The organism is Streptomyces sp. NPDC055025, from assembly GCF_053608565.1.
In genome coordinates, this window is record NZ_JBSGVS010000013.1 from 86,983 (window position 1) to 109,583 (window position 22,601).

The window sequence follows — 22,601 nt, forward strand, 5'->3', positions numbered from 1 at the left end:
GCCTCGACCACCGCACCAGGAGAGCACCATGCGCTACATCAAACTCGGCTCCACCGGGCTCGACGTATCACCCATCGCCCTCGGGTGCATGACCTACGGCGAGCCCGACCGGGGCCACCCCACCTGGTCGCTGACCGAGGAGCGGAGCCGTCCGCTCATCAAGCAGGCGATCGAGGCGGGCATCAACTTCTTCGACACCGCGAACATGTACTCACAGGGTTCCAGCGAGGAGATCGTCGGCCGCGCCCTGAAGGACTTCGCGGACCGTGACGCGGTCGTCATCGCCACCAAGGTCCGGCACCCGATGCGACCGGGGCCCAACGGCGCCGGTCTGTCGCGCAAGGCGATCTTCGCCGAGATCGACCACAGTCTGCGTCGGCTCGGCACCGACTATGTCGACCTCTACCAGATCCACCGTCTGGACAACGCGACCCCGATCGAGGAGACGCTGGAGGCCCTGCACGATGTGGTGAAGGCCGGCAAGGCCCGTTACATCGGGGCCTCCTCGATGCACGCGTGGGAATTCAGCAAGCTGCTGCACCTCCAGCGGCAGCACGGCTGGGCGCGGTTCGTCTCGATGCAGGACCACTACAACCTCCTCGCCCGTGAGGAGGAGCGGGAGATGCTGCCGCTCTGCGCGGACGAGGGGGTCGGCACGATCGTGTGGAGCCCGCTCGCCCGTGGACGTCTGGCCCGCGCGAGCGACGCCGCGACGGGCAGGTCGGCGAGCGATCCGTTCGCCGACATGCTCTACACCCAGGAGTCGAGCGACCGCGCCATCATCGACGCGGTCGAGGCCATCGCCAAGGACCGGGGGGTCAGCCGAGCACAGATCGCGCTGGCGTGGCTGCGCCACAACCCCGTCGTCGTCGCCCCGCTCGTGGGCGCGAGCAAGCCGTCCCACCTGGAGGACGCCGTGGCCTCGCTGGAGATCGAGCTGACCGAGGACGAGAGGGCCGCGCTGGAGGCCCCGTACACACCGCGCACCGATTTTCAGGGCGTCTCCGACGACGCCGAGCTGGCACGGATATCGGCCAGGATCGGCATCAGGCCCGCGGCCTCCTGACCCGCTCCGTTACGGACCTTTCGATACGGGGGCGTCGGCTACGAGTCCTTTGATACGAAGGCGTCGGCCACGAGTGCGCCCGCACGAGAGGCCCCGGCCGAGAAGGCGCCCCATGTGGGCGTCTCCCCTGCGGGCGTCTCCGATGCGGGCGTCCGCGAACGGCGTGACCATCGAAGGTATGGAGCCGCTCGAACCGCTTCCCGTCATCAGACCGATGCTGGCCACGCCCGGCCCGCTGCCCGGCGTCGGGGAGGAAGCGGAGTGGGCGTTCGAGACCAAGTGGGACGGCGCACGGTGCGTTGTCGCCGTGGCACATGACGGGTCACCGCGGCTGAGTACCCGGGCGGGGGACGACGTGACCGCGCGGTACCCGGAACTCGCCGAACTCGGCCGACTGCTCGGCGGCCGGCCGGCCGTGCTCGACGGCGAGGTCGTGGCCCTGTCCGACGGCCGTCCCGATTTCGGCCTTCTGCAACGGCGGATGGGCGTGGTCAACCCGCGCCGGGCGGCTCAACTGGCCGTGAAGTACCCCGTCCATCTGGTGTTGTTCGATGTCATGCACCTCGACGGCCGGCCGCTGCTGGCGCTCCCGTACCGGGACCGCAGGTCCGTCCTGTCCGGACTGGGACTCGCGGGCCCGCACTCCTCGGTGCCCGGCTATGCGGTGGGCCACGGACAGCGGGCCTGGGACATCACCCTGCGGGCGGGGTTCGAGGGCCTGGTCGCGAAGCGGCTGTTGTCCCCGTACACCCCCGGCATACGCTCCGACCAGTGGCGCAAGATCAAGCACACGCCCGCGCAGGACGTCCTCATCGGAGGCTGGACGGAGGGCCGAGGGGGGATCACCGGTCTTCCCGGCGCCGTCCTGGCCGGTGTGGAGGCGCCGGAGGGGCTCCGTTACGTCGGGTCCGTCGGCTCGGGCTTCTCCGCGCTCGAACGGCATGATCTCGCCCGGCTCCTGGCGGTCATCCCGCGTGAAACGTCACCCTTCATGAACCCGGTGGAGCTTCCCGCGCACTGGGTCGAGCCCCGACTGGTCGCCGAGATCACCATGGCCGGCTGGACGGCGGGGGGCCGTCTGCGCAGCCCGGTCTGGCACCGGCTGAGGAGCGATCTGACGCGTGACGGACTGGGCTGATCGCGACGGACCGGGCTGATCGCGCGTGACGGACCTGGCTGCGTACGTGGCGGACTGGGCTGCGAGGCCAGGACCCCTGGCCTTCACCGCGCATGCCCTTTCGCGTCAGCTCGGCTGCCCGGTCGGCATGATCGTGACCTGCTGGAGGTTGACCCGAGGCGGCAGTGTGGCGATGAAGCCGATGGTCTCCGCGATGTCCTCCGGGGTGAGCCACTCCATCGTCTTCCTGGAACCGGCCAGCCAGTCCTGTGCGCCCTGGTCGGTGACATGGTCCTGCAACTCGGTGCCGACTATGCCCGGCTCGATCGCGGCCACCCGGACGTTCTTCGGGCCCAGCTCGACCCGCAGATGCCGGGAGAGATGCGTGACATAGGCCTTGGTGCCGGAGTAGACGGCGAAGTTCGGGAAGATGTTCTGCGCCGCGACCGACGAGGTGTTGATCAGATCCGCCACGCCGCGCTGACCGGCGGCTTTGACCAGTTGCGGGGTGAACGCGCCGATGGCGTTCATCAGCCCGGTGATATTGACGTCGATCTGTTGCCGCCACTGGTCCGTGCGCAGTTCCTCGACCGGGGCGGGCAGCATGACCCCCGCGTTGTTGAACAGCAGGTCGGCGCTGCCCAGCTCGGCTTCCACCTGGTCGGCGGCGCTCTGCACCTCCTCGGCTTCGGTCACGTCGGCGGCGAGCGCCAGCGCGGTGCCACCGTTCTTCTCGATGCGGGCGACCAGATCGTCCAGCCGCTCCGCGCGCCGCGCCAGCACCGCGATCTTCGCGCCCAGCGCCGCCAGATGCTCGGCCGAGGCTTCGCCGATGCCGCTGGAAGCGCCGCAGATGACCGCCACGCGGCCGTGCAGGGGCTTGGCGGGGTTTTGAGTGGACATGATGAGCACACCTTCCGAGACGGTGTCGATCCCGTGCTGTGGAGATCTGTGTGGTGGAGGAAGGGGGAAAGGGAGAGGCCGCGGCCCACCGGACCATCGGCCCCGCCCGACTTCCAGCCCCTTCCAGCACACCACCGCCGGGCGCCGCGCGCAGCGCCGGAGGCCGCGGCGAGTACGACGAGTACGACGCCCGCCCCGAACAGGACCGCGCCACTCACCCGTCGCCCGTCATCCGCAGCTCGGCCTCGGGCAGGGCCGGTGCACCGTGGAGTCACGGTTTCAGGCCCCGCGCCCCTCATGCGGCCGTCCGCTGCGAGAAGTCTGTTGACCATGAAGCCGCCGCCGTGGGGTTGAGCGAGGCGACGCGCGCGCTTACGGGTTGCGCCCCCACCCGAAGTGACAGTGAGGGCGCGGCCCACCGTGGCCTGCTGTTCGCGTACTACCTGCTTCGCCCACACCATCGGTGGCCACGACGGCACCGCCGATGAGGAGCGGCGCGAGACGGTGTACTACCGGCTCCACGCGAGCGGCCACCGGGAGTGCCGGCGGGAGGCCGTCACCGCTCCTCTCGCGGAATTCCGCTGAGCGGGAGCGGCGCGGCCAGGCAGGGAACAGGGGTGTCAGGCGTTCACGCGGCTGTCCGAGTCCGCCGGTTCCAGCCACATCCATCGCGACGGAGTCATCTCGGCGGCCCTCGATTCCCCGGACGAGTCGGCGGCGGTGCTCGACGCCCCGGCGATCCCGATCACAGCGACGGCAGACATGACACAGAAGACTTTGGCGGTGGTGGTCGTACAACGACGGATCACGCTACTCCTCTTGAGCTCAAGGGGTCCCGGAGAACCCGCTGTCGGCCCCCGCGAACGCAACCCTATCGGCGGTTTATCGCTGCTCGGGGCCGGTTTGCGGATTGACGATCTTGATGATAGAAGGCGCGCGCCAGACACGGGTACGCCTCGGGTCGGCGTCGTATCGTGAACACCGTGGAGGCCCACCAGCGGGGGCAGGATCAGCAGGGGGAGAACGAGGGGCCGGAGCCTGCGGCGCCCCCCAGGGTGCGGCCCATCTGGTGGGTGGTGGCCGCCGTTCTCGTCGCTGCGGCCGCGGTCGTCACTATTACAAAACGGCACGAACTGGTCACCGCGGTCGGCCTCATCAGACACGTGCGGCCGTCACGACTCATCCTTGCCGCCGCGTTCGAGGCGGCTTCCCTGCTCTGTGTGGCCATGCTTCAGCAGTGGCTGTTGCGCGCGGGCGGGGCGCGGCTGCGGTTGTGGGGGGTCTCCGCCATCGTGCTGACGGCCAACGCCATCGCCGGGGCGCTGCCGGGCGGAGCGGCGTTCGCCGTGGCGTGGGTGTTCAGGAAGCTGCGCCGCTGGGGGGTGGGGCAGGTACTGGCGGGGACCGTACTGGCGCTCTCGGGCCTGCTGTCCGCGCTGAGTCTGCTCGTACTGCTGTTGGCCGGCGTGCTGGCGAGCGGTTCGGCGGGGCCTGTCTCCGGGGCGCTGCCGCTGGTCGTCGGTCTGCTCGTCCTCGCGGTCGTGGTGGTGGGCGCGGCGATCGGCCTGTCCCGGTTTCCCCGGGTGCGACGGCGCGTGTGGCGTATCTGGCGGCGCGTCGGTCTGCGGTCCCGACGGCTCTTCGACATCGAGGAGTCACTGACCCGCTTGGGCCGGCAGATCCACAGTACGCGGCCGGGGGTACGCCCCTGGGTTTGGCCGTTCGCCCTGGCACTTCTCAATTGGGGATTCGATCTGGGCTGTCTGATCGCCGCCACATGGAGTCTCGGAATCCAGGTTCCATGGCCGGGAATCATCGTGGCGTACGGGCTGACACAGTTCGCGGGCAGCCTGCGCCTTACGCCGGGAGGTCTCGGCGTGGTCGAGACGAGCCTTACGGCGCTGCTCGTTCTCTACGGGATGAGCGCCGAACAGGCGATCGCGGTGACGCTTCTCTACCGGGTGGTGAGTTTCTGGGCCCTTCAGCCGATCGGCTGGGCGAGCGGGCTCGTACTGACCCTGAAACGCGACGGCGCGGCACGGAAGCCGAAGCAACGGCCACAACAACAGCCACAGCAGGAGCAGGGACAGAGGCAGGGACAGGGACAGAGGCAGAGGCAGGAACACGAACCGGGCCAGGAGCCCCACGACCAGTAGATCCGTCCCGGGACATCCATCGATCGCCGGACATCCACCGATCGCCTCCGGACACCGCCTCCGCCCCGACCCGGTTCGTCACTCCACTCCGGCGAGATCCCGGTTCAGCTCCACCACGTTCACGGCGTCCCCGTGCCCGAGAAAGCCGCCGCCGCGGCCCTCGGTGTGAGCGGCGACCAGCTTCCGTACCATCGCCGGGTTCAGTCCGCGCACCCCGGCCACCCGGTCGATCTGCTGGTTCGCGTACGCGCGCGAGATATGGGGATCGAGTCCCGAGCCCGAGGCGGTGAGCGCGTCGACGGGCACGCTGCTCGGCCGTACACCGTCGAACGCGGCCACCGCGGCCCTGCGCTCCCTGATCATCCTGATCAGGACCGGATTGTCGGGCCCCAGATTGGAGGCGCCCGAGCTGGTCGGGTCGTATCCCGAGGGGCCCGCCGCCGAGGGGCGGGGCTGGAACCACTTGGGGTCCGGCCCGCCCGGCCCCCCGGCCCGCTTCGGCAGATCGAAGTTCTGACCGATCAGCCGGGACCCTGTCGCCCCGCCGTTCCCGCCGAGCAGCGAGCCGTTGGCCTGGGAGGGGAAGGCCGCCTGGGCGATACCCGTGATCACCAGCGGATAGCAGAGCCCGGTGATCACGCTGAGGACGAGCAGTATCCGCAGCGCCGACAGATGGTGCCGCAGGAGAGTACGGGTACGGAGAGACAGGGGCATGGCAGTCACCTTCTCGTCGGTCGGCCTCGCGCCGATGGCCGGTGGTTCCTCACCGCTCGCTTCTCGCCGGTCAGCCCAGGCCGGGAATGAACTGGATGATCAGATCGATCACCTTGATCCCCACGAACGGCAGGATCAGCCCGCCCAGTCCGTACAGCCAGATATTGCGCCTCAGCAGCGCGGACGCCGACGACGGGCGGTATCGGACCCCCCGCAGGGCCAGCGGGATCAGCGCCACGATGATCAGCGCGTTGAAGATGATCGCGGAGGAGATCGCGGACTCCGGGCTGTGCAGCCGCATGATGTTGAGGTCGTCGAGCCCCGGGTGGACGACCGCGAACATCGCGGGGATGATCGCGAAGTACTTCGCCACGTCATTGGCGATCGAGAATGTCGTCAGCGCACCGCGCGTGATCAGCAACTGCTTGCCGATCGCGACGATCTCGATCAGCTTCGTCGGGTTGGAGTCCAGGTCCACCATGTTCCCGGCCTCCTTGGCCGCCGACGTACCGGTGTTCATGGCCACACCCACATCCGCCTGGGCGAGTGCCGGGGCGTCGTTCGTACCGTCCCCCGTCATCGCGACCAGCTTTCCGCCGCCCTGCTCCCTTCTGATGAGCGCCATCTTGTCCTCGGGAGTGGCCTCGGCCAGAAAGTCGTCCACCCCGGCCTCCTCCGCGATCGCCCGCGCGGTCAGCGGGTTGTCGCCGGTGATCATGACGGTCTTGATCCCCATACGGCGCAGTTCGTCGAAGCGCTCCCGCATCCCCGCCTTGACCACGTCCTTGAGATGGACGACCCCCAGCACCCGCGCGCCGCGGATGCCACCCCGCACCGTCGTCTCGGCGACGACCAGCGGGGTACCGCCGCTCGCCGAGATGGCGTCCACGATCCCGCCGGCCGCGCTCATCGCGGTACCGGTCGCCCCGCCGCCTCCGGAGACGGCCTGCCCGCCGTTCTCACGCACCCACCGCATCACCGCCGCGGCCGCCCCCTTGCGCAGTGAGCGGCTGCCGTCCGGGAGGGTCAGATCGACCCCGCTCATCCGGCTCTGCGCGGTGAACGGTACGAACTCGGCGCCCGCCAGCTCGCCTTCCTCCCGGCCGCGCAGCGCGTACCGCTCCTTGGCGAGCACGACGATGGAACGGCCCTCCGGTGTCTCGTCCACGATCGACGAGAGCTGGGCGGCGTCGGCCAGTTCCTCGACGCCGACACCCTCCACCGGCAGGAACTCGGCGGCCTGGCGGTTGCCCAGGGTGATCGTGCCCGTCTTGTCGAGCAGCAGGGTGTTGACATCACCGGCCGCCTCGACCGCACGGCCCGACATGGCCAGTACATTGCGCTGCACGAGCCGGTCCATCCCCGCGATCCCGATCGCCGAGAGCAGAGCCCCGATGGTGGTGGGGATCAGCGCCACCACCAGGGCGATCAGAATGACGATCGACTGTTCGGCGTGCGCGAACAACGCGAACGGTTGGAGGGTCACCACCGCGATCAGGAAGACGATCGTCAGCGAGGCGAGCAGGATGTTCAGCGCGATCTCGTTGGGGGTCTTCTGCCGGGCCGCGCCCTCGACCAGTGCGATCATCCGGTCGATAAAGGTCTCGCCGGGCTTGGAGGTGATCCGTACGACGATACGGTCGGACAGCACCTTCGTACCGCCGGTCACGGCCGAGCGGTCCCCGCCCGATTCCCGGATGACCGGTGCCGACTCCCCCGTGATCGCCGACTCGTCCACGCTCGCGACGCCCTCGACCACATCGCCGTCGCCCGGGATGATCTGGCCGGCCTCCACGACCACATGATCGCCGAGCCGCAATTGGGTGGCCGACACCCGCTCCTCCTCAGGTGCCTGTGTGCCGGGCCGCCGGCCACCGGGGAGCCGGCGCGCCACGGTGTCCGTCTTCGTCCGGCGCAGCGTCTCGGCCTGTGCCTTGCCCCGGCCTTCGGCGACGGCCTCGGAGAGATTGGCGAAGACCGTCGTCAGCCACAGCCAGACGGTGATCACCCAGGCGAACACGCTGGGATTCCTGATCGCCGAGAGGGTGGTCAGTACCGCGCCCACCTCCACGACGAACATCACGGGGTTGTGGAACATGACCCGGGGATCGAGCTTGCGCAGCGCGTCGGGGAACGAGGTGACCAGTTGTCCGGGGTCCAGCAGCCCGCCGGAGATACGGCGCTTGTTCGGCGCGAGCGGGTCCGGGTTCCTGGGCATCAGCGCAGCCCTTCCGCGAGCGGGCCCAGCGCGAGCGCGGGGAAGTAGGTGAGGCCGACGACGATGAGGATCACCCCGGTGAGCAGGCCGACGAAGAGCGGCCGATGCGTGGGCAGCGTCCCCGCGTTGACGGGCACCGGCTGCTCGGCGGCCAGGGATCCGGCGAGCGCCAGGATGAACACCATGGGCAGGTAGCGGCCGATGAGCATCGCCAGACCTAAGGCGGAGTTGTACCAGACGGTGTTGGCGGAGAGTCCCGCGAAGGCCGAGCCGTTGTTGTTGGCGGCCGAGGTGAACGCGTAGAGCACTTCGGAGAAGCCGTGCGGACCCGGATTGAGCATCGCCGCCCGCTCCCCCGGCAGCGCCATGGCGATCCCCGCCCCGGTCAGCACCACGGCGGGGGTGGTGAGGATATAGAGCGAGGCGAACTTCATCTGCCGGCCGCGCAGCTTCTTGCCCAGATACTCGGGGGTGCGGCCGACCATCAGCCCCGCCACGAAGACGGCCACGACCGCCAGGACGAGAATGCCGTAGAGCCCGGATCCCGCACCGCCCGGCGCGATTTCGCCGAGCATCATATTGAAGATCGTCATCCCGCCGCCGCCCGGTGTGTACGAGTCGTGGAAGGAGTTGACGGCCCCGCAGGACGTCAGCGTGGTGGACACCGCGAAGAGTGCCGAGGACCAGATACCGAAGCGCTGCTCCTTGCCCTCCAGCATTCCGCCCGCCGTGTGGCCCGCCGTACTGCTCACGCTGTGCAGCTCGTTGGCCGTGACGATGGCGACGGAGGCGGCCCAGATCAGGGCCATCACACCGACGATCGCGTATCCCTGGCGCCGGTCGCCGACCATCGTGCCGAAGGTGCGCGGCAGCGCGACGGCGATCACCAGCAGCAGATAGATCTCCAGCCAGTTGGTGAAACCGGTCGGATTCTCGAAGGGATGGGCGGAGTTGGCGTTGTAGAAACCGCCGCCGTTGGTGCCCAGCTCCTTGATGACTTCCTGCGAGGCGACCGGACCACCGGGGATGCTCTGGGTGGAGCCCGCGAGCGTATGGACCGCGTGGGGCCCGTGGAAGTTCTGCACCACCCCCGACGCCACCAGCACGATCGCGAAGACCACGCAGACGGGCAGCAGTACGCGCAGCACGATCCTGGTGAGGTCCACCCAGAAATTGCCGACCCGGTCGGTCTTCTGACGGGTGAATCCCCGGATCAGGGCGGCCACCACGGCGATACCGACGGCGGCGGAGACGAAGTTCTGGACCGCGAGCCCCGCCATCTGGACAAAATGGCCCAGTGCGGACTCACCCGAGTACGACTGCCAGTTCGTATTCGTCACGAAGGAGACGGCCGTGTTGAACGACTGGTCGGCGTCCATGGCCGGGGTATCGAGAGCGAGCACGAAGTGGTTCTGGAGGCGAAGAAATCCGTACAGGAACAGTACGGAGACAAGCGAGAAGGCGAGCACACTGCGAAGGAAAGCGGTCCAGGTCTGGTCGGCGTCCCCGGAGACTCCGCCGAGACGGTAGATCAGCCGCTCCAGCCGCCAGTGCCGGGGCGAGGTCAGAACGTACGCCATGTAGTCGCCCAGCGGCCGGAAGGAGAGGGCGAGCGCCACCACGAGGGCGAGAATCTGAAGCCACCCCGCGAGCGTGTCGTTCATGGAGGACCTTTCCTGGGCCTTCCTCTGGTGGGAGAGGCTAGAAACGCTCGGGAAAGAGCAGACAGAACACGAGGTAGACGACGAGAAGCACGGCGACGACCAGTCCGACGATGTTCTCGACGGTCACAGCCGGCCCACCCCCTTCCCGACCAGACCGATCAACGCGAAGACCGCGAGGGTGACCACGACATAGATGAGGTCGGACATCTTTTGACGCTATCGGCCACCCGACTGGCGGGCTCCTGACACGCCGGAGCCGATCGAGTGGCGGGCGCGGCGGCTGTCGGCCGCGGCCGGACCGCCGCGGACCTGCGGCGCAACGGTGGTGACCGAGCGTCCCATAGCAGTGAACAGCGCGTTCCGCCCGAGATGCTGAGCTCCTGGAGGTATGACTACGCTTTACGGGCGGCTCGATCGATCACCAGGACCGAATGGAGGAACGGACCGGCCGGCCAGAGCCGGGCCAGGACCGAACGAGAACGATCCAGGGCCGAAGCGATCCAGGGCCGAAGCAATCCAGGACCGCGCAGGGTCGAACGAACCGAGCGTCGAGCGAACCGAGTCGAGCGAACCGAGCAAGGTCGACCGACAGGAATCGTCGAACGGCAGGAACCGCAGGCCGGACGGGTGAGAGCACCCCGCCCGGCACTCCCCGGGCCGTCTCATCCCAGGACCCGCCGATCCGGCCGCGTCGACGCCTCCGGGCCCGAGCCGGGGCCCCTCCTCCCACAGGAAGAGGAATCGAACCATGAACCGCACCCGTCTCCGCACCACAGCCATGTCCACCGCCGCCGCGGTCACCCTCCCGCTCTCGCTGGGAGTCATGGCTCCTCAGGCCTTCGCCGCCCCGACGCCGAGCACACCCACATCGACCAGCACGTCGGCGTCACCCAGCACACCCGCCTCACCGAGCCCGTCCGCCTCACCGAGCACCTCGCCCTCGGCCTCGCCCAGCACGTCCGCGTCCGCCGGTGCGGCCGTCCCCTTCGGTCCGGGGTGCTCGTCACTGCTGCGCAAGGGCATCGGCGGCAGCTTCTCCAGAATGGCGACCCAGCCTGTCGCCACCGCGCTGGCGGAGAACACGCATCTCTCCACCTTCGTCGCCCTGGTGAAGAAGGCCGGACTGGCCGACAAGCTGAACACCACGAAGGACATCACCGTCTTCGCCCCGACCAACGACGCCTTCGCCAAGCTCTCCAAGGCGCAGCTCGACGCGATCCGCGACAACGAGGCCCAGCTCAGGAAGGTCCTGAACTACCACGTGACGGAGAAGAAGGTCGCCCCCGACCAGCTCCCGAACGGTGTCTTCAAGACCCTGGAGGGCGGCACGCTCACCACATCGGGCTCGGGTGAGTCGTTCAAGGTCAACGGGACGACGAACATCGTCTGCGGTGACGTCCGGACCAAGAACGCCAACGTGTACGTGATCGACACCGTGCTGATGCCCCCGAGCTAGTACCGCAATTGCGGTACTAGCGCCTCTCCCGGCAGCGTGGACCCGTCCACGGATCCGGCCACGGATCCGGCCGGAAGCCACACGTACCCGACGGCCCGGCCGGGGCCCCGGGGCCCGCGGCACGGGGCCCGGGGCCGGGGGGTGCCCCCCCCCCCCCCCCCCGACACCGGCATGATCGTCCAGGTCCTGTTCGGACGGGACCTAGTCCTGTTCGGACAGGACTTAGTCGAGGAGGCGGGCGCGCAGCCGTTCACGGGTTTCGGGGGCCAGTCCCAGCCCCTCGGTCAGATAGGTGTCGGTGCTGCCCCAGGTCTTCTCGATGGTCTCGAAGGCCGTCGCGAGATACTCGGCGCGCGCGTCGAAGAGCGGACTGAGCAGGTCCATCACCTCGGTGGACGTCCCGGTGGGCGAATTGTCGCTGCGCTGGACCGGATAACGGCGGTGCGGGTCGTTCGACTTCAGATAGTCCGCTTCGATCGCCTCGGGCTCCACCCCGACCGCGAGCAGGGCCACCGCGATCGAGAGACCGGCCCGGTCCTTGCCCGCGGCGCAGTGCATGAGCGCCGGCACGCTGTCCCCGGCGAGGGCGTGCAGGACACGGCTGTGCTCGGCGGTGCGCTCCTTGATGATCGAGCGGTACGAGCCGGTCATCCGGGCCGCGGCCCTGCCGTCCGCGAGGAGCGAGCGGAGCTGGTCCAGATCGCCGTCCCTGACCATCCGCCAGAACTCGGCACCGTCGGCGGGGTCGGTGAGCGGAATGTTCACATTGCGCACGCCGGGCAGTTCCACGTCCGCGCCGTCGAGCTTCAGATCGGCCGCGTTGCGGAAGTCGAAGATCGTGTGAAGTCCGAGGGACGAGAGGAAGGCCGCGTCGGCCGCGGTGGCGTTGGCGAGATGGCCGCTGCGGAAGAGCCGGCCCGGACGGACCTGCCTGCCGTCGGTGGTGGGCAGTCCTCCGACATCGCGGAAGTTGCGCACGCCGGCCAGCTCGGGCTCTGTCGACGGGACCTGCTGCGTCACGGCCTGCTCCTCCGTGTCTGCCGTCGGCGCGGCTCGCCGACGCTGTCGACCTCTGACAGTACGACATCTGTTCGTGTGGCAATCAGTTCGACTGTCAGGAATCCAATGGGAGCATTCGGACATTATTCGCGGATAGATATCGCTCAAATGCCCATCTGTCCGTATTGGGTGATTCCTTACACCCTGCCCCGGTCGCGGTGGAGATGGGTTCCGGTCCGTGACCAGGATCATATCCGTGACGTTCCGTGGCGGTGCCATGTATTCGAATTCCCCGCCTGACACGGAGTTCGGAGACCGTTGTCGACACAGGGTGACCGGTAAAACCGGGTTAAATGCGAGTGCGACTTGTCGATGGAAAAGGATCCCTTGTTCCACTCGCCCCACTCGCCTACGTTCACCCTCAATCCGGTCGGACCGCCGAATCCTGCCGCCGCCCGGAATTCTTATCGTCAAGCAATGCGTGGCAGGAGCGGGGGACCCAGGTAGTACGCCGATCCGGAACTCCGGAACGGCTTGGGGTGAAGTCGTGCGGTAAGTGCGACCGGGCATCTCCAGTCCGAACCCGACAGCTCACCTCGCAGGCGCCGGAGAGGAATTCGCCATGCCCGCGAAGGGTAAGCACCGCCGTCACAAGGCCAACAACCCGGTATCGCGCGGATTCATAGCCGCCGGTACCGGTGGAGCCGCCATCGCACTTCCGCTCATCGGTGCCACCGGCGCGCACGCCGCGCAGAAGGCCGCACCCGCCAGCGCGCCCGAGGCCGTCTCCCAGCAGCAGTTCGGCGGGGAGCAGACCGGCGCGAAGAAGGCCACCGCCAAGAAGAGCGCCGCCAGGACCCGGATCTACTCCGTGGTCCCGGGCGACTCCCTGTCGAAGATCGCCAAGGAACAGCATGTCCGGGGCGGCTGGCACAAGCTGTACGCGGACAACCGCAAGGCCGTCGGATCCGACCCGTCGCTGATCCACCCCGGGCTGAAGCTGACCATCAAGGCGAGAGGCGGGGAGCACACCCGTCCCGCGAAGCCGGCCGAGCCGTCCCACTCCTCCGACGGCGGTTCCTCGGACCCGTCGACCGCCACACCGGCCGAGGACAACGGCGGGTCGACGTCCGCGCCCGGCGACACGCCGGAGCAGAGCAGCGACTCCGCCTTCACCACGCCGGTCGACGATCCTCAGATCGGCACTCCGTACCATGCCTCGGGCAGCAGTTGGGCCAGCGGCTACCACACCGGTGTGGACTTCCTGGTCGACACGGGCACCGAGGTGAAGGCGGTCGGCGCGGGCACGGTCGTGGCGGCGGGCTGGGGCGGCTCGTACGGCAACCAGATCGTCATCGAGCACAGTGACGGCCACTACTCGCAGTACGCCCATCTCTCCTCCATATCCGTCTCCGAGGGCGACACCGTCAGCGAGGGCCAGCAGATCGGTCTCTCCGGCGCCACCGGCAATGTCACGGGTCCGCACCTGCACTTCGAGATCCGTACCGGACCGGACTACGGCTCGGACATCGACCCGCTGGCGTATCTGCGCGATCAGGGTGTCAACATCTGAGACCCGGCCCGTCCGAGGCATGGCAAACGTCCTTTCTCCGCTCTCCGTCGGGCACTTCCGTGCCGGACGGAGAGCGTTGGGCATATTCCCGCTTGGCCGAAAATTGACCAATGGTGTATCTCACCCCTCGTCAACCGTTTCCTACGGTCGCGTAGGTCACATCTGCGGGTGAAAGATGTGGTGTTGTGGCAGACGATTCGAGATCAAGAAGAAGAGGCGTATTCGGGTCGTACACGGCGATCGGTGACAGCTTCACGGAGGGCGTGGGCGATCCCGGACCCGATGGACGCTATGTCGGCTGGGCGGACCGGCTCGCGGTGCTGCTCGCCGATCAACTGGCTGACCGGCTCACCGATCCGGTGACCGGCGAGGTGGCCCTCCCGGCCGGCCCCGCGGACACCGTGCACGGAGATTTCCGCTACGCGAATCTCGCCGTACGCGGCCGGCTCCTCGACCAGATCGTCAGCGAGCAGATACCCCGGGCCAAGGAACTCGCCCCCGATCTGGTCACCTTCTGCGCGGGCGGCAATGACATCATCCGGCCCGGCACCGACCCCGACGATGTCGCCGAGCGCTTCGAGCGGGCCGTCGCCGATCTGACCGGGGCGGTCGGCACGGTCATGGTGACCACGGGCTTCGACACCCGGGGCGTGCCCGTGCTCCGTCATCTTCGCGGCAAGATCGCGACCTACACCGCCCATGTACGGGCCATCGCCGACCGCTACGACTGCCCGGTGCTGGATCTCTGGTCCCTCAAGTCAGTGCAGGACAGGCGGGCCTGGGACGGCGACCGGCTGCATCTCTCCCCCGAGGGCCACACCCGTGTCGCGCTGCGTGCGGCGCAGGTGCTCGGTTTCGCCGTGCCCGCCGACCCGGACCAGACATGGCCGCCGCAGCCGCCGCGCGGCACCTTCGAGGTACGGCGCGACGACATCAACTGGGCGCGCGAGTATCTGGTGCCATGGATCGGGCGCCGGCTGCGCGGGGAATCCTCCGGGGACCATGTCGAGGCGAAGCGTCCCGACCTTCTGCCCCTGAACCGCTGACGGCGGGGCCGGCCCGGGTGCCGGTCGGGACGCCCGGCCGCCGCCGAGGCCGGCCGCCCCTCCGGCGCTCGGCGCTCCCGACGGGAATTTCACTCATCCGAATGGACCACGGAACGCCCACGCATGGCCTGTCCCGGCCGGGGCGATAACCGGGCCGAAGGGGTCCTCCGGTGCGGCGCCGGCCGGGGGAGGGCCCGTATCACGGCGCTGTGGGTTCAGGGGGCTCCGATGGCGGAAAACGGCAGTGCGACTCTCGCGGCGGGGGCGGTCACCTTTGTCACCGCCAATGAGGATCGCGACTACGACACCGGGATCAATATCTCGGTCAGGACACCGGACGGTGTGGAGGCCGCCTCCATCTCCGTGCCCTTCGGCGAGTTCAAGGACGGGACGACGGCCGGTCCCTACCCGCTCGATGTGCTGACGGAGACCACGAAGGAGGGGCTGTCCAACGGGACCGCGACGGTCACCATCCATCCGAACGGGGACGACACCTGGCGGTTCGACCTACGGCTCCGGCTGCGGTTCTCCGACACGACGCACCTGTCGGTCAGCGCCGAGAACATCGAGCTGAACGACGACCGGAACACCACCCAGGTTCCCCTGGGCAGCCCGCCGAACTGATCCGTCCGGGAGCGGATCCCGGACCCGCGGGATCCGCTCCAGCACCCCGCCCGCGAACACGTCGTACAGCGGCAGCGTCTCCAGATGCACATAGCCGATATGGCAGTCGCACACCGCCAGTGGGCACGCCCGGGGAGCGAGTGCCTTCCGGTACGAACCGTCGTAGAGATTGCCCAGCTCGGCGCGGACGAAGTGGCAGCGCCGTACGGTCCCCTCGCCGTCCACCGAGATCACCGACTCACCGGTCCGGCAGGGCAGCCCCGCCGAGCTGTGGGGCCTGCGGCTGTACGGGAAGAGGGGATCGAGCTCCGTCCAGCGGGCGGCCTCCTCGTCCGTATAGCCGCGCCCCTCGGCCGCGTTGATCCAGAGATAGATGTGCGCGGGCAGTTCGGCGCGCAGCCTGCGCGCGTGCTCAAGGTGTTCGTCGAGACCGACGACGCCCACACTGAAGCGGACGGAGCGGTCCGCGAGGTCATGGCACTTGGCGAGGAACCGGTCGTACGGCGTCTGCCCCGGGTGGTAGGTGCACCACAGCGCCAGCTTCTCCGGGTCGGCGCCGGCCAGCCAGTCGGTACGGCAGCTCAGATTCGTCTGGATGGCCACCCGCCGGACATGCGGCAGGTGCGAGAGCTCGCTGAGGGTCCGCCGGTACCAGGAGCGGACCAGCCCTTCGCCCCAGGGCGTGAACAGCACCGACAGCCGGTCGTCGCGCCGCGCCGACACCCAGGCCGCGAACCGCTCCAGCGCGTCCCTGTCGGCGCGGAGCTGCTCACGGCTGTCGCGCCGCTTGGCGAAGGGGCAGTACGGACAGTCGTAGTCGCAGGAGGCGAGCGGACCGCGGTAGAGGATCGTCAGGTCCACGGGACTCACTTCACCTCGTAGGCGGCCATCGCGGCCCGTACGGCGGGGGAGAAGAGCGCCGGACCCAGCGCGTCCGAGTACGCGAGCCCCTCGGGCGAGAGACGCAGCAGCCCGGGGTCCGTGCCCGTGTCCAGCCAGCCGAGCTCCGCGAACCGGTCCAGCTCGGCCGGGAAGTCCTCGGCCGGTACCGAGCCGAACCGCTCGCGGTAGCCCGCCACCTCCATGCCCTGGGCCTGGAGGAGCGACTGGAGGAGATGGCGGCGGCGCGCCTCGTCCTCGTCCACCCGGCGGCCGACCTCCGCGCGGGAGAAGTCCTCCGTGGCCGTATAGGTGTCGATGATGGTCCGTATCTCGCGCATGTCGACCGCGTAGTCGAAGGAGTAGTGGAGCCGCGAGGTGTACGAGCGGGCTCCGCAGCCGAGCCCGATCATGCCGTCGGTCTGGCACGCGTAGTCGTCCGCGCCCTGTGACGGGGCGCCGGTGCCGCTGCCGGGGAGGCGGAACATCCGCATGGACACCTGCTCGTACCCCTCGGCGAGAAGCCGGTCCCGGCCCTGCCGGTAGAGCCGCAGCCGCTGGGCGTCCCAGACGGCGTCGCTGCCCGCGCCCAGCCTGCCGAGACCGGTGAGCGGCCGTATGTAGAGGGGATAGAGATAGAGCTCCTCGGGCCGCCAGGCGAGCGCGGCGTCCAGGGAGTGGCCCCATGTGCGCTCCGTCTGGCCGTCGATTCCGTAGATCAGATCGATATTGAGGACCGGGATCCGGGCGTCACGGATACGGCCGAGCGCGGCCTCGACATCGGCGCGGCGCTGCGGGCGTACGGCGGCCCTCACCTCCGCGTCGACGAAGCTCTGGACACCGATGCTCAGCCGCGTGGCGCCGCGGTCGGCGAGCACGGCCAGCCGGTCGGCGGTCGCCGTCGCCGGGGAGGTCTCCACGGAGAGCGGGACGGCCCGCAGATCGGCACCCATCCGCCGCTCGGCGATGTCGCACAACCGCTCCAGCTCACCGGCGTCGAGGAAGGTGGGCGTACCGCCGCCGAAGGCCGCGGCGGCGAACCGTATCGCGTCGGTGCCCTCCTGACCCGGCCCGGTGAGGGCGTCGCGTACGGCGGTCGCCTGCCGGTCGAGCGCGTCGAGATAGCGCGTCGTGAGCTCGTCGGGGGCGCCGATACGGGTGAAGAGATTGCAGAAGCCGCAGCGGACCTCGCAGAACGGGATGTGCAGATAGAGGGAGAGGGCGTCCTTGCGTTCACCGGCCCACAGCTCGCGCAGCGCCGGGCGGCCGGGCAGGGGGCGGTAGGCCGTCTTGTGCGGATAGGCGTAGACGTAACTCTCGTACGGGCGCGGTGCGGCGGCGCCGGTGGTGACGGCGAGGGCCGTGTCCGCCGAGGCGGCTGTGGCGGCCGTGGTGGTGCCGGCCGTGGTGGTGGCGCTGGTGGTGCTCATCGCGGGCCCCCGTGGTCCAGGAAGAAATGGGCGTACGGCACGGTCCAGACGGCCTCATGGCCCAGCCGGTGTCCGGTCCAGCCGTCGTCGCCATAGGTGGTGCCATGGTCGGAACAGACGATCGTGAAGCAGCGACGGCGGCTGCTCGCGGCGGCGAAGAGCCGGCCGATGTGCCGGTCGACATATTCGAGAGCGGCGGCGTGCGTGGCCCGTGAGTCGCCCGCCTCCCGGGTGGCACCGGGCAGATGGAACCAGTTGGGCTGGTGCAGCGCGGCCACATTGACGAAGAGGAAGAGCCGCCGGTCGCGGTCGAGACCGGCGACGGACTTCTCCGCGCGGGCGATCTGGGCCTCGAAGGAGGCCGGGGACGCCACACCGAACTCGGGCTCCCAGTGGCTCTCCTGGAAGAGCCCTGGCAGCACGGAGCCGAGCGCGCCCCGCCGGTTGAAGAAGCCGACCCCGCCGACGCACACCGTGTGATATCCCGCCGCCGCGAGTCCCGAGACCAGATCGGGGGTGTCGAAGACGAATGTCCGGCCGGCGGTGGTCTCACTGCCCCCGAAGCGGGCGGCGAACAGCCGTGGATGGGAGCCGGGCACGGCGGGAGTGGGCAGAAAACCGGCGAAGATCGCCTGGTGCGAGGCATAGGTGAAGCTGCCGGGTGCGTGCCGCTTCTCCCAGCGCCCGCCGGGGAGATGGCGGGCGAGATGGGGGATACGGCCCGCGGCGGCGAGCTCCTCGGCGACGTCGAAGCGCAGGGTGTCGAGGGTGACGAGCAGCAGATCGTCCCGCCCGACCACCTCGTTCATATCGGGTGCCGTCATGGTCATCGCGGGCATCTCAGGCGCGTCTCCGGTGTCGGCACGGTGTCTCCTCGGTCGTCCGTCCGGCGGGTCGCACGCCCCGGCAGGGCGGCGAGCTGGGCCGCGTAGGTGTCCAGACCCTCGGCGCCCCGGCCGGGCAGGCCCGTGAGACCGGGCAGCAGATCGCCGAAGGCGTTGACCTCGCAGACGGCGAATCCGCGCCAGCTCCGGGTGGGCAGCAGATCGACGCCCACACAGTGGGTGTCCGGGAAACAGTCGGCGGCCCGTTCACAGACCGTGAGTGCCGCGGACCAGCTTCCGCCCGCCGCCTCGATCGCGGCACGCGCCGCGTCGAGATCCCCTCTGAGCCCGCCGAGATGGAGATTGGTCATGGGGGAGGTGCTCGTCCGCAGGACCGCGTGGGTGGCGCGGCCGGCGACGACCACCACGCGCAGATCGGCCGACCGGCCGTCCTGCACCGCCTTGGGCACCCACTGCTCGATATGCAGCCCGTCGGGCGCGAGGGTGTCCACGATCGCGGCGACCTCGCGCTCGGTCGTATAGCGCCGCACCCGCAGCGAGTTGAACAGCCGGCCCGCGCTGTCCCGCTCGACGGAGGTGGTGGCGCGCACCCGCCCCGGGCCCGCCGTCTCGACGGCCAGCACCCCGGACGCCGACGATCCGTGGGCGAGCTTGACGAACGCCCGGCGCAGCCCCGCCGCCGCCATCAGGGACCGGACGTCGTCCCAGCCGGAGACGGCCGGGACGCCGGGGCCCGAGGTCGGCGACGCCGGAACCCGTACGCCCGCCTTGTCCAGCACCTCATGGCAGAGGCGCTTGTCGAAGAGGACCGCCAGCTCGTCCGGGGCGTCGAGCAGACCGGCCCCGGCGGCGGAGGCGGTCCGGCCCAGCTCGGCGGCCGCGGCCGTGAACCCGGCGTACCAGCGGGCGGTCCCCTCGACCCTGGTGGGATCGTCCGTGCCGCGCAGCAGCCGCTCCACCTCGGGATCCTCGCCGGGGGAGTCGATCCGTACGGTCTCCCCGGCCTCGAACCGGGCGTCGCCGCGCAGCACGTCGAGCCAGGGCACCACCCGGGCCGCGGGCAGCCCGGCGGCCCGGACGGCGTCCTGGAACAGGCTTATACGGCGGTTGCCGGGATTCCCGACGACCGCGAGACGTGGTGACGGCGGCATCGGATCACTCCGAGACGGCGGTGTAGCGGAAGCCCTCGTCGTCGTCCATGTCCTCGCTCTCTTCGAGATCGACCTCCACCCCGGCCGCGCCGAGCGTGGCGAGAACGCGCTCGCGCAACGCTCCGCTCATGTAGTTGTGGTGCAGATCGAGCTTCTTGAGATGGGTGAGCGGCTGGCCGGAGAGCAGGGCCTCCGCCCCCACGTCCCCGAGGGTGCCCATCGAGAGATCGAGGATCTCCAGAGCGGCGACGACCGGGGCGCCGGCCAGCGCGATCGCTATCTCGTCCTGGATCTCGCTGTTGCGCACGGCGAGATGGCGCAGCCGGGGGAAGCGCGAACCGGCCAGGATCGGCGCCAGATCGGCCACCTCGGTCGTCGCGCCGTACTCACTGACGCCGAGCCAGAGATCGAGATGCTCCAGCGCGGGCAGCTCGCTCGCGCCGACTCCCCGCACCACATCGGCCTTCAGACCGCCGGTCTCGATGGTCAGCGAACGCAGCCGCTCGTGCCGGACGGCGGGGAAGCGCAGCTCCTGGCCGCCGCGGACGCCGAATTCGACCAACTCGGGGAAGGCGTCGAGCAGCGGGGTCACCAGACCTTGATTGATCCAGGAGATCTCGCACTCCTCGCCCACGATGTCGGCGAGGAACAGCGCGCGCAGCGCGGGCAGCCGGTCCCGCGCCGCCACCAGGGCCTCGATCACCGGCTCCGGACCCGACTCGTAGGCATCGCTCCAGGAGCCGACGATCAACGCCCCTACCCGCGTGGTGTCCACGGCCTCGGTGAAGCGGGCGAACGCCGCCTCCCACTGCTCCTCGGCCTCGTACGCGTCGACCGAGATCCGCCAGGCCACGGAGCCGGGAGCCGGGAGCTCCGCCTTCGCGTCGGCGGCGGGGAAGTCGAACGCGGGCAGGCCGTGCAGCTCCTGCAAGTGGCCCGAAATGGTCATGGGGATGCTCCAGACAGCGGTGGCGCGGATCGGCTGATGTGGAGCAGTTCTACCAAGCACCACTGACAACACCCCTCCCGGGGCCGGTCGGCCGGTCGCCGGGGCGGATTGTCAGACCCCCCGTCTAGCGTCTTTCACAGGTTCGGCGCACTCGGCGCCGCCGGTGGAGGGGAGAGCCATGTACCGGCAGGGAGACGTGCTCATCGTGCCCGTCGAAGAGGAGACGGTGCCGTCGTATCTCGTGGACGCGGCAGGCGTGTCCGGTGAGCCGAGGGACGCGCGGGGCCGGCTGGTCCTGGCGCTCGGCGAGGTCACCGGCCATGCCCACGCGGTCACCGGACCGGGCCGGCTGATCCGTGAAGCGGCCGACACGGCCGGGCCGATGTATCTCCATCTCCCGGACGGCGGGCGGGTGGTGCACGAGGAACACGCGGCGATACCGCTGCCCAAGGGGTGGTTCCGCGTGGTGCGTCAGCGCGAGTACCTGCCGGGCGCGGTGCGGATCGTCGCGGACTGAGCGGACGCGCCGGACGCGCCGGACGAGCGGATGGGCGTACGGGCGCCGGGGCCGCGACGGACGCGAGCTCGGGCCATGGCAACGGGCACGAGCACCTGCGCGGGCTCGGGCACCGACACGGCACGGGCACGGGCACGGGCATGGGCACGGAAGAACACTGGACAGGTATGACAGGGGACGGGGCTTCAGACATGAGCGACATGGACAAGTGGCGGGCCGTCGCGGCGGCGACGGGCGAGTCGGACCGGTCGGCCGCCGAGAGCGGAGTGCGGCTCGCCTACCGCGGGGCGGGGCTGGCGGAGCCGGAGCGGATCATCTGGGCCGGATCGCCGCTGGCGGGGGTGGAGCTGGCGCGGGCGCTGGACGCGGGCCGGTCCGTGCGGGACGAGGTGCGCACCTACCCCTGGGCCGAGGAACGGCGCAGGGTGCATGACGCGTTGGGACCGGCCGGCTGGGCCGAGCACTGGAGCGCCACCGGCGCCCGGCTCTGGGACACCGGCCGGGCGCTCGCCGACCGGATCAGGACCGGGGTGGTGGAGGCGCTCGCGGGGAAGCCCGCCGAGGCGGCCCGGATCCGCGCGGTGCTGCTCGACGCGGTGCTCGGGCAGCATGACGCGGCCTGGCTCGCGGCCTTCGACGGCCGCAGCGAACGCCTCGCGGGACTGGCCGAGGTGGCGCTGCACGCGGGCTGGTGGTGGCCGTACGAACGCGCCGTGGTGATCTGCGAGCGCCCCTGCGAACTCCACCGGGACGAGGCGGGCCGGCTCGACCGCGGCGACGGCCCCGCGCTCGCCTACCCCGACGGCTTCGCGCTGTACGCGTGGCGCGGAATGCCGGTCCCCGCCGCGTTCCTCGGCGAGCTGGCGTCCCTGACTCCCGACCGGATACGCGACGAGGCCAACGCCGAGCTGCGCCGGGTGATGCTGGAGCACTACGGCTACGACCGCTATCTGAACGAGTCGGGGGCGGAGCCCGTCCACCGCGACGAGAGCGGTGTGCTCTGGCGGATCTCGCTGCGGCAGGACGAGGACGTCGCGATGGTCGAGGTGGTCAACTCCACGCCGGAGCCGGACGGCACACGCCGGACGTACTGGCTGCGGGTACCGCCCACCACCAGGACCGCGAAGCAAGGGGTCGCCTGGACCTTCGGGCTCGAAGCGGCGGAGTACGAACCGATACGCCAGACCTGAACGGCGGGGGCGGGGACGGGCCCCTGGACCGCTCAGCTCCGAAGTCCCCCTGAGTACCCCTGAACGGTGTCTCTCAGCGGTGTCCTTCAGCCGCGTCCCCGAGT

The 22,601-nt window shown here is 69.8% G+C and carries 22 protein-coding genes and 1 riboswitch; of the genes, 10 read left to right on the top strand and 12 right to left on the bottom strand.

From position 1 onward, the window contains the following. Positions 1 to 28: 28 nt before the first annotated feature. Together ACWGDX_RS10900 and ligD are read left to right on the top strand one after the other, a co-directional pair. Positions 29 to 1,066, top strand: coding sequence for an aldo/keto reductase (locus tag ACWGDX_RS10900; protein WP_453624288.1), 1,038 nt, complete (start codon positions 29 to 31; stop codon positions 1,064 to 1,066). Positions 1,067 to 1,244: 178 nt separating this feature from the next. Then, positions 1,245 to 2,204 (top strand): non-homologous end-joining DNA ligase, encoded by a 960-nt coding sequence (gene ligD, locus ACWGDX_RS10905; protein ID WP_453624290.1) that lies wholly within the window; start codon positions 1,245 to 1,247, stop codon positions 2,202 to 2,204. 105 nt (positions 2,205 to 2,309) lie between these two features. Here ligD and ACWGDX_RS10910 read toward each other — a convergent pair whose 3' ends face one another. Then, complete coding sequence (locus tag ACWGDX_RS10910) at positions 2,310 to 3,086, bottom strand: SDR family oxidoreductase (RefSeq protein ID WP_453624292.1); 777 nt, start codon at positions 3,084 to 3,086, stop codon at positions 2,310 to 2,312. A gap of 420 nt (positions 3,087 to 3,506) precedes the next feature. On the opposite strand from ACWGDX_RS10910, the gene ACWGDX_RS10915 reads away from it, so the two are divergent. Next, positions 3,507 to 3,671 (top strand): hypothetical protein, encoded by a 165-nt coding sequence (locus ACWGDX_RS10915; protein WP_453624294.1) that lies wholly within the window; start codon positions 3,507 to 3,509, stop codon positions 3,669 to 3,671. A 35-nt stretch (positions 3,672 to 3,706) separates the two neighbouring features. Here the strand turns inward: ACWGDX_RS10915 and ACWGDX_RS10920 are convergent, their stop codons facing one another. Then, a complete protein-coding gene (locus ACWGDX_RS10920) occupies positions 3,707 to 3,850 on the bottom strand; it encodes a hypothetical protein (RefSeq protein ID WP_453624296.1) in 144 nt (47 codons plus the stop codon). 219 nt (positions 3,851 to 4,069) lie between these two features. Between ACWGDX_RS10920 and ACWGDX_RS10925 the strand changes: the two genes are divergently transcribed. Further along, positions 4,070 to 5,242, top strand: coding sequence for a lysylphosphatidylglycerol synthase transmembrane domain-containing protein (locus ACWGDX_RS10925; RefSeq protein WP_453624298.1), 1,173 nt, complete (start codon positions 4,070 to 4,072; stop codon positions 5,240 to 5,242). A gap of 78 nt (positions 5,243 to 5,320) precedes the next feature. On the opposite strand, the gene kdpC is transcribed toward ACWGDX_RS10925, so the two are convergent. The 4 genes from kdpC to kdpF form a co-directional block, all read right to left on the bottom strand. Next, positions 5,321 to 5,956 (bottom strand): potassium-transporting ATPase subunit KdpC, encoded by a 636-nt coding sequence (gene kdpC, locus ACWGDX_RS10930; protein WP_453624300.1) that lies wholly within the window; start codon positions 5,954 to 5,956, stop codon positions 5,321 to 5,323. Positions 5,957 to 6,026: 70 nt separating this feature from the next. Continuing rightward, positions 6,027 to 8,174: a potassium-transporting ATPase subunit KdpB gene (gene kdpB, locus ACWGDX_RS10935; protein WP_453624302.1), complete on the bottom strand. Its 2,148-nt coding sequence runs from the start codon at positions 8,172 to 8,174 to the stop codon at positions 6,027 to 6,029. Then, positions 8,174 to 9,838 carry a potassium-transporting ATPase subunit KdpA gene (kdpA, locus tag ACWGDX_RS10940; RefSeq protein WP_453624304.1) on the bottom strand — a complete coding sequence of 555 codons (1,665 nt, stop codon included), beginning with the start codon at positions 9,836 to 9,838 and terminating at the stop codon, positions 8,174 to 8,176. Before kdpA ends, kdpB begins: the two co-directional genes overlap by 1 nt. A 37-nt stretch (positions 9,839 to 9,875) precedes the next feature. After that, the gene (kdpF, locus tag ACWGDX_RS10945; RefSeq protein ID WP_365900827.1) at positions 9,876 to 9,965 is read right to left on the bottom strand and encodes a K(+)-transporting ATPase subunit F; all 90 of its coding nucleotides are present in this window, start codon (positions 9,963 to 9,965) and stop codon (positions 9,876 to 9,878) included. A 621-nt stretch (positions 9,966 to 10,586) separates the two neighbouring features. Between kdpF and ACWGDX_RS10950 the strand changes: the two genes are divergently transcribed. Next, positions 10,587 to 11,294, top strand: a complete 708-nt coding sequence (locus ACWGDX_RS10950) for a fasciclin domain-containing protein (protein WP_453624306.1) — start codon at positions 10,587 to 10,589, stop codon at positions 11,292 to 11,294. 222 nt (positions 11,295 to 11,516) lie between these two features. On the opposite strand, the gene ACWGDX_RS10955 is transcribed toward ACWGDX_RS10950, so the two are convergent. Continuing rightward, entirely contained in the window at positions 11,517 to 12,314 is a 798-nt protein-coding gene (locus ACWGDX_RS10955) for a tyrosine-protein phosphatase (RefSeq protein WP_453624308.1), read from the bottom strand. A 437-nt stretch (positions 12,315 to 12,751) separates the two neighbouring features. Beyond that, a riboswitch (cyclic di-AMP (ydaO/yuaA leader) is annotated at positions 12,752 to 12,913 on the top strand. Positions 12,914 to 12,915: 2 nt separating this feature from the next. Between ACWGDX_RS10955 and ACWGDX_RS10960 the strand changes: the two genes are divergently transcribed. The 3 genes from ACWGDX_RS10960 to ACWGDX_RS10970 all read left to right on the top strand — a co-directional run bounded on the left by ACWGDX_RS10960 (position 12,916) and on the right by ACWGDX_RS10970 (position 15,536). After that, positions 12,916 to 13,866, top strand: a complete 951-nt coding sequence (locus ACWGDX_RS10960) for a M23 family metallopeptidase (protein ID WP_453624310.1) — start codon at positions 12,916 to 12,918, stop codon at positions 13,864 to 13,866. A 185-nt stretch (positions 13,867 to 14,051) separates the two neighbouring features. Continuing rightward, positions 14,052 to 14,912 carry an SGNH/GDSL hydrolase family protein gene (locus ACWGDX_RS10965; RefSeq protein ID WP_453624312.1) on the top strand — a complete coding sequence of 287 codons (861 nt, stop codon included), beginning with the start codon at positions 14,052 to 14,054 and terminating at the stop codon, positions 14,910 to 14,912. 228 nt (positions 14,913 to 15,140) lie between these two features. Next, on the top strand, positions 15,141 to 15,536 hold the full coding sequence (locus ACWGDX_RS10970) for a hypothetical protein (protein WP_363085350.1): 396 nt from the start codon (positions 15,141 to 15,143) through the stop codon (positions 15,534 to 15,536). On the opposite strand, the gene ACWGDX_RS10975 is transcribed toward ACWGDX_RS10970, so the two are convergent. Genes ACWGDX_RS10975 through ACWGDX_RS10995 form a run of 5 tightly spaced genes read right to left on the bottom strand, consistent with a single transcriptional unit; the run spans position 15,420 to position 20,790 of the window. Further along, positions 15,420 to 16,397 (bottom strand): STM4011 family radical SAM protein, encoded by a 978-nt coding sequence (locus tag ACWGDX_RS10975; protein ID WP_453624314.1) that lies wholly within the window; start codon positions 16,395 to 16,397, stop codon positions 15,420 to 15,422. The genes ACWGDX_RS10970 and ACWGDX_RS10975 overlap by 117 nt on opposite strands. Positions 16,398 to 16,402: 5 nt before the next feature. Then, entirely contained in the window at positions 16,403 to 17,845 is a 1,443-nt protein-coding gene (locus ACWGDX_RS10980; protein WP_453624316.1) for an STM4012 family radical SAM protein, read from the bottom strand. Continuing rightward, complete coding sequence (locus ACWGDX_RS10985) at positions 17,842 to 18,654, bottom strand: STM4013/SEN3800 family hydrolase (protein WP_453624388.1); 813 nt, start codon at positions 18,652 to 18,654, stop codon at positions 17,842 to 17,844. The genes ACWGDX_RS10980 and ACWGDX_RS10985 overlap by 4 nt, the downstream gene beginning before the upstream one ends. Positions 18,655 to 18,671: 17 nt before the next feature. Next, the gene (locus tag ACWGDX_RS10990; RefSeq protein WP_453624318.1) at positions 18,672 to 19,841 is read right to left on the bottom strand and encodes an STM4014 family protein; all 1,170 of its coding nucleotides are present in this window, start codon (positions 19,839 to 19,841) and stop codon (positions 18,672 to 18,674) included. Positions 19,842 to 19,845: 4 nt separating this feature from the next. Beyond that, positions 19,846 to 20,790 carry an STM4015 family protein gene (locus ACWGDX_RS10995; protein ID WP_453624319.1) on the bottom strand — a complete coding sequence of 315 codons (945 nt, stop codon included), beginning with the start codon at positions 20,788 to 20,790 and terminating at the stop codon, positions 19,846 to 19,848. Positions 20,791 to 20,968: 178 nt separating this feature from the next. Between ACWGDX_RS10995 and ACWGDX_RS11000 the strand changes: the two genes are divergently transcribed. Beyond that, positions 20,969 to 21,307, top strand: coding sequence for a hypothetical protein (locus tag ACWGDX_RS11000; RefSeq protein WP_453624321.1), 339 nt, complete (start codon positions 20,969 to 20,971; stop codon positions 21,305 to 21,307). Between the two features lie 191 nt (positions 21,308 to 21,498). Continuing rightward, entirely contained in the window at positions 21,499 to 22,497 is a 999-nt protein-coding gene (locus tag ACWGDX_RS11005) for a DUF6745 domain-containing protein (RefSeq protein WP_453624323.1), read from the top strand. The last annotated feature ends 104 nt before the right edge of the window (positions 22,498 to 22,601 follow it).

What these genes read in the sequence shown, in the direction of transcription:
- ACWGDX_RS10985 (WP_453624388.1), bottom strand. Translation starts at nt 18,654, where the DNA reads ATGAACGAGGTGGTCGGGCGGGACGATCTGCTGCTCGTCACCCTCGAC.
- ACWGDX_RS10920 (WP_453624296.1), bottom strand. Translation starts at nt 3,850, where the DNA reads ATGTCTGCCGTCGCTGTGATCGGGATCGCCGGGGCGTCGAGCACCGCC.
- ACWGDX_RS10960 (WP_453624310.1), top strand. Translation starts at nt 12,916, where the DNA reads ATGCCCGCGAAGGGTAAGCACCGCCGTCACAAGGCCAACAACCCGGTA.
- kdpC (WP_453624300.1), bottom strand. Translation starts at nt 5,956, where the DNA reads ATGCCCCTGTCTCTCCGTACCCGTACTCTCCTGCGGCACCATCTGTCG.
- ACWGDX_RS11000 (WP_453624321.1), top strand. Translation starts at nt 20,969, where the DNA reads ATGTACCGGCAGGGAGACGTGCTCATCGTGCCCGTCGAAGAGGAGACG.
- ligD (WP_453624290.1), top strand. Translation starts at nt 1,245, where the DNA reads ATGGAGCCGCTCGAACCGCTTCCCGTCATCAGACCGATGCTGGCCACG.
- ACWGDX_RS10980 (WP_453624316.1), bottom strand. Translation starts at nt 17,845, where the DNA reads ATGAGCACCACCAGCGCCACCACCACGGCCGGCACCACCACGGCCGCC.
- ACWGDX_RS10990 (WP_453624318.1), bottom strand. Translation starts at nt 19,841, where the DNA reads ATGCCGCCGTCACCACGTCTCGCGGTCGTCGGGAATCCCGGCAACCGC.
- ACWGDX_RS10950 (WP_453624306.1), top strand. Translation starts at nt 10,587, where the DNA reads ATGAACCGCACCCGTCTCCGCACCACAGCCATGTCCACCGCCGCCGCG.
- kdpB (WP_453624302.1), bottom strand. Translation starts at nt 8,174, where the DNA reads ATGCCCAGGAACCCGGACCCGCTCGCGCCGAACAAGCGCCGTATCTCC.
- ACWGDX_RS11005 (WP_453624323.1), top strand. Translation starts at nt 21,499, where the DNA reads ATGAGCGACATGGACAAGTGGCGGGCCGTCGCGGCGGCGACGGGCGAG.
- ACWGDX_RS10900 (WP_453624288.1), top strand. Translation starts at nt 29, where the DNA reads ATGCGCTACATCAAACTCGGCTCCACCGGGCTCGACGTATCACCCATC.
- kdpA (WP_453624304.1), bottom strand. Translation starts at nt 9,838, where the DNA reads ATGAACGACACGCTCGCGGGGTGGCTTCAGATTCTCGCCCTCGTGGTG.
- ACWGDX_RS10970 (WP_363085350.1), top strand. Translation starts at nt 15,141, where the DNA reads ATGGCGGAAAACGGCAGTGCGACTCTCGCGGCGGGGGCGGTCACCTTT.
- ACWGDX_RS10995 (WP_453624319.1), bottom strand. Translation starts at nt 20,790, where the DNA reads ATGACCATTTCGGGCCACTTGCAGGAGCTGCACGGCCTGCCCGCGTTC.
- ACWGDX_RS10910 (WP_453624292.1), bottom strand. Translation starts at nt 3,086, where the DNA reads ATGTCCACTCAAAACCCCGCCAAGCCCCTGCACGGCCGCGTGGCGGTC.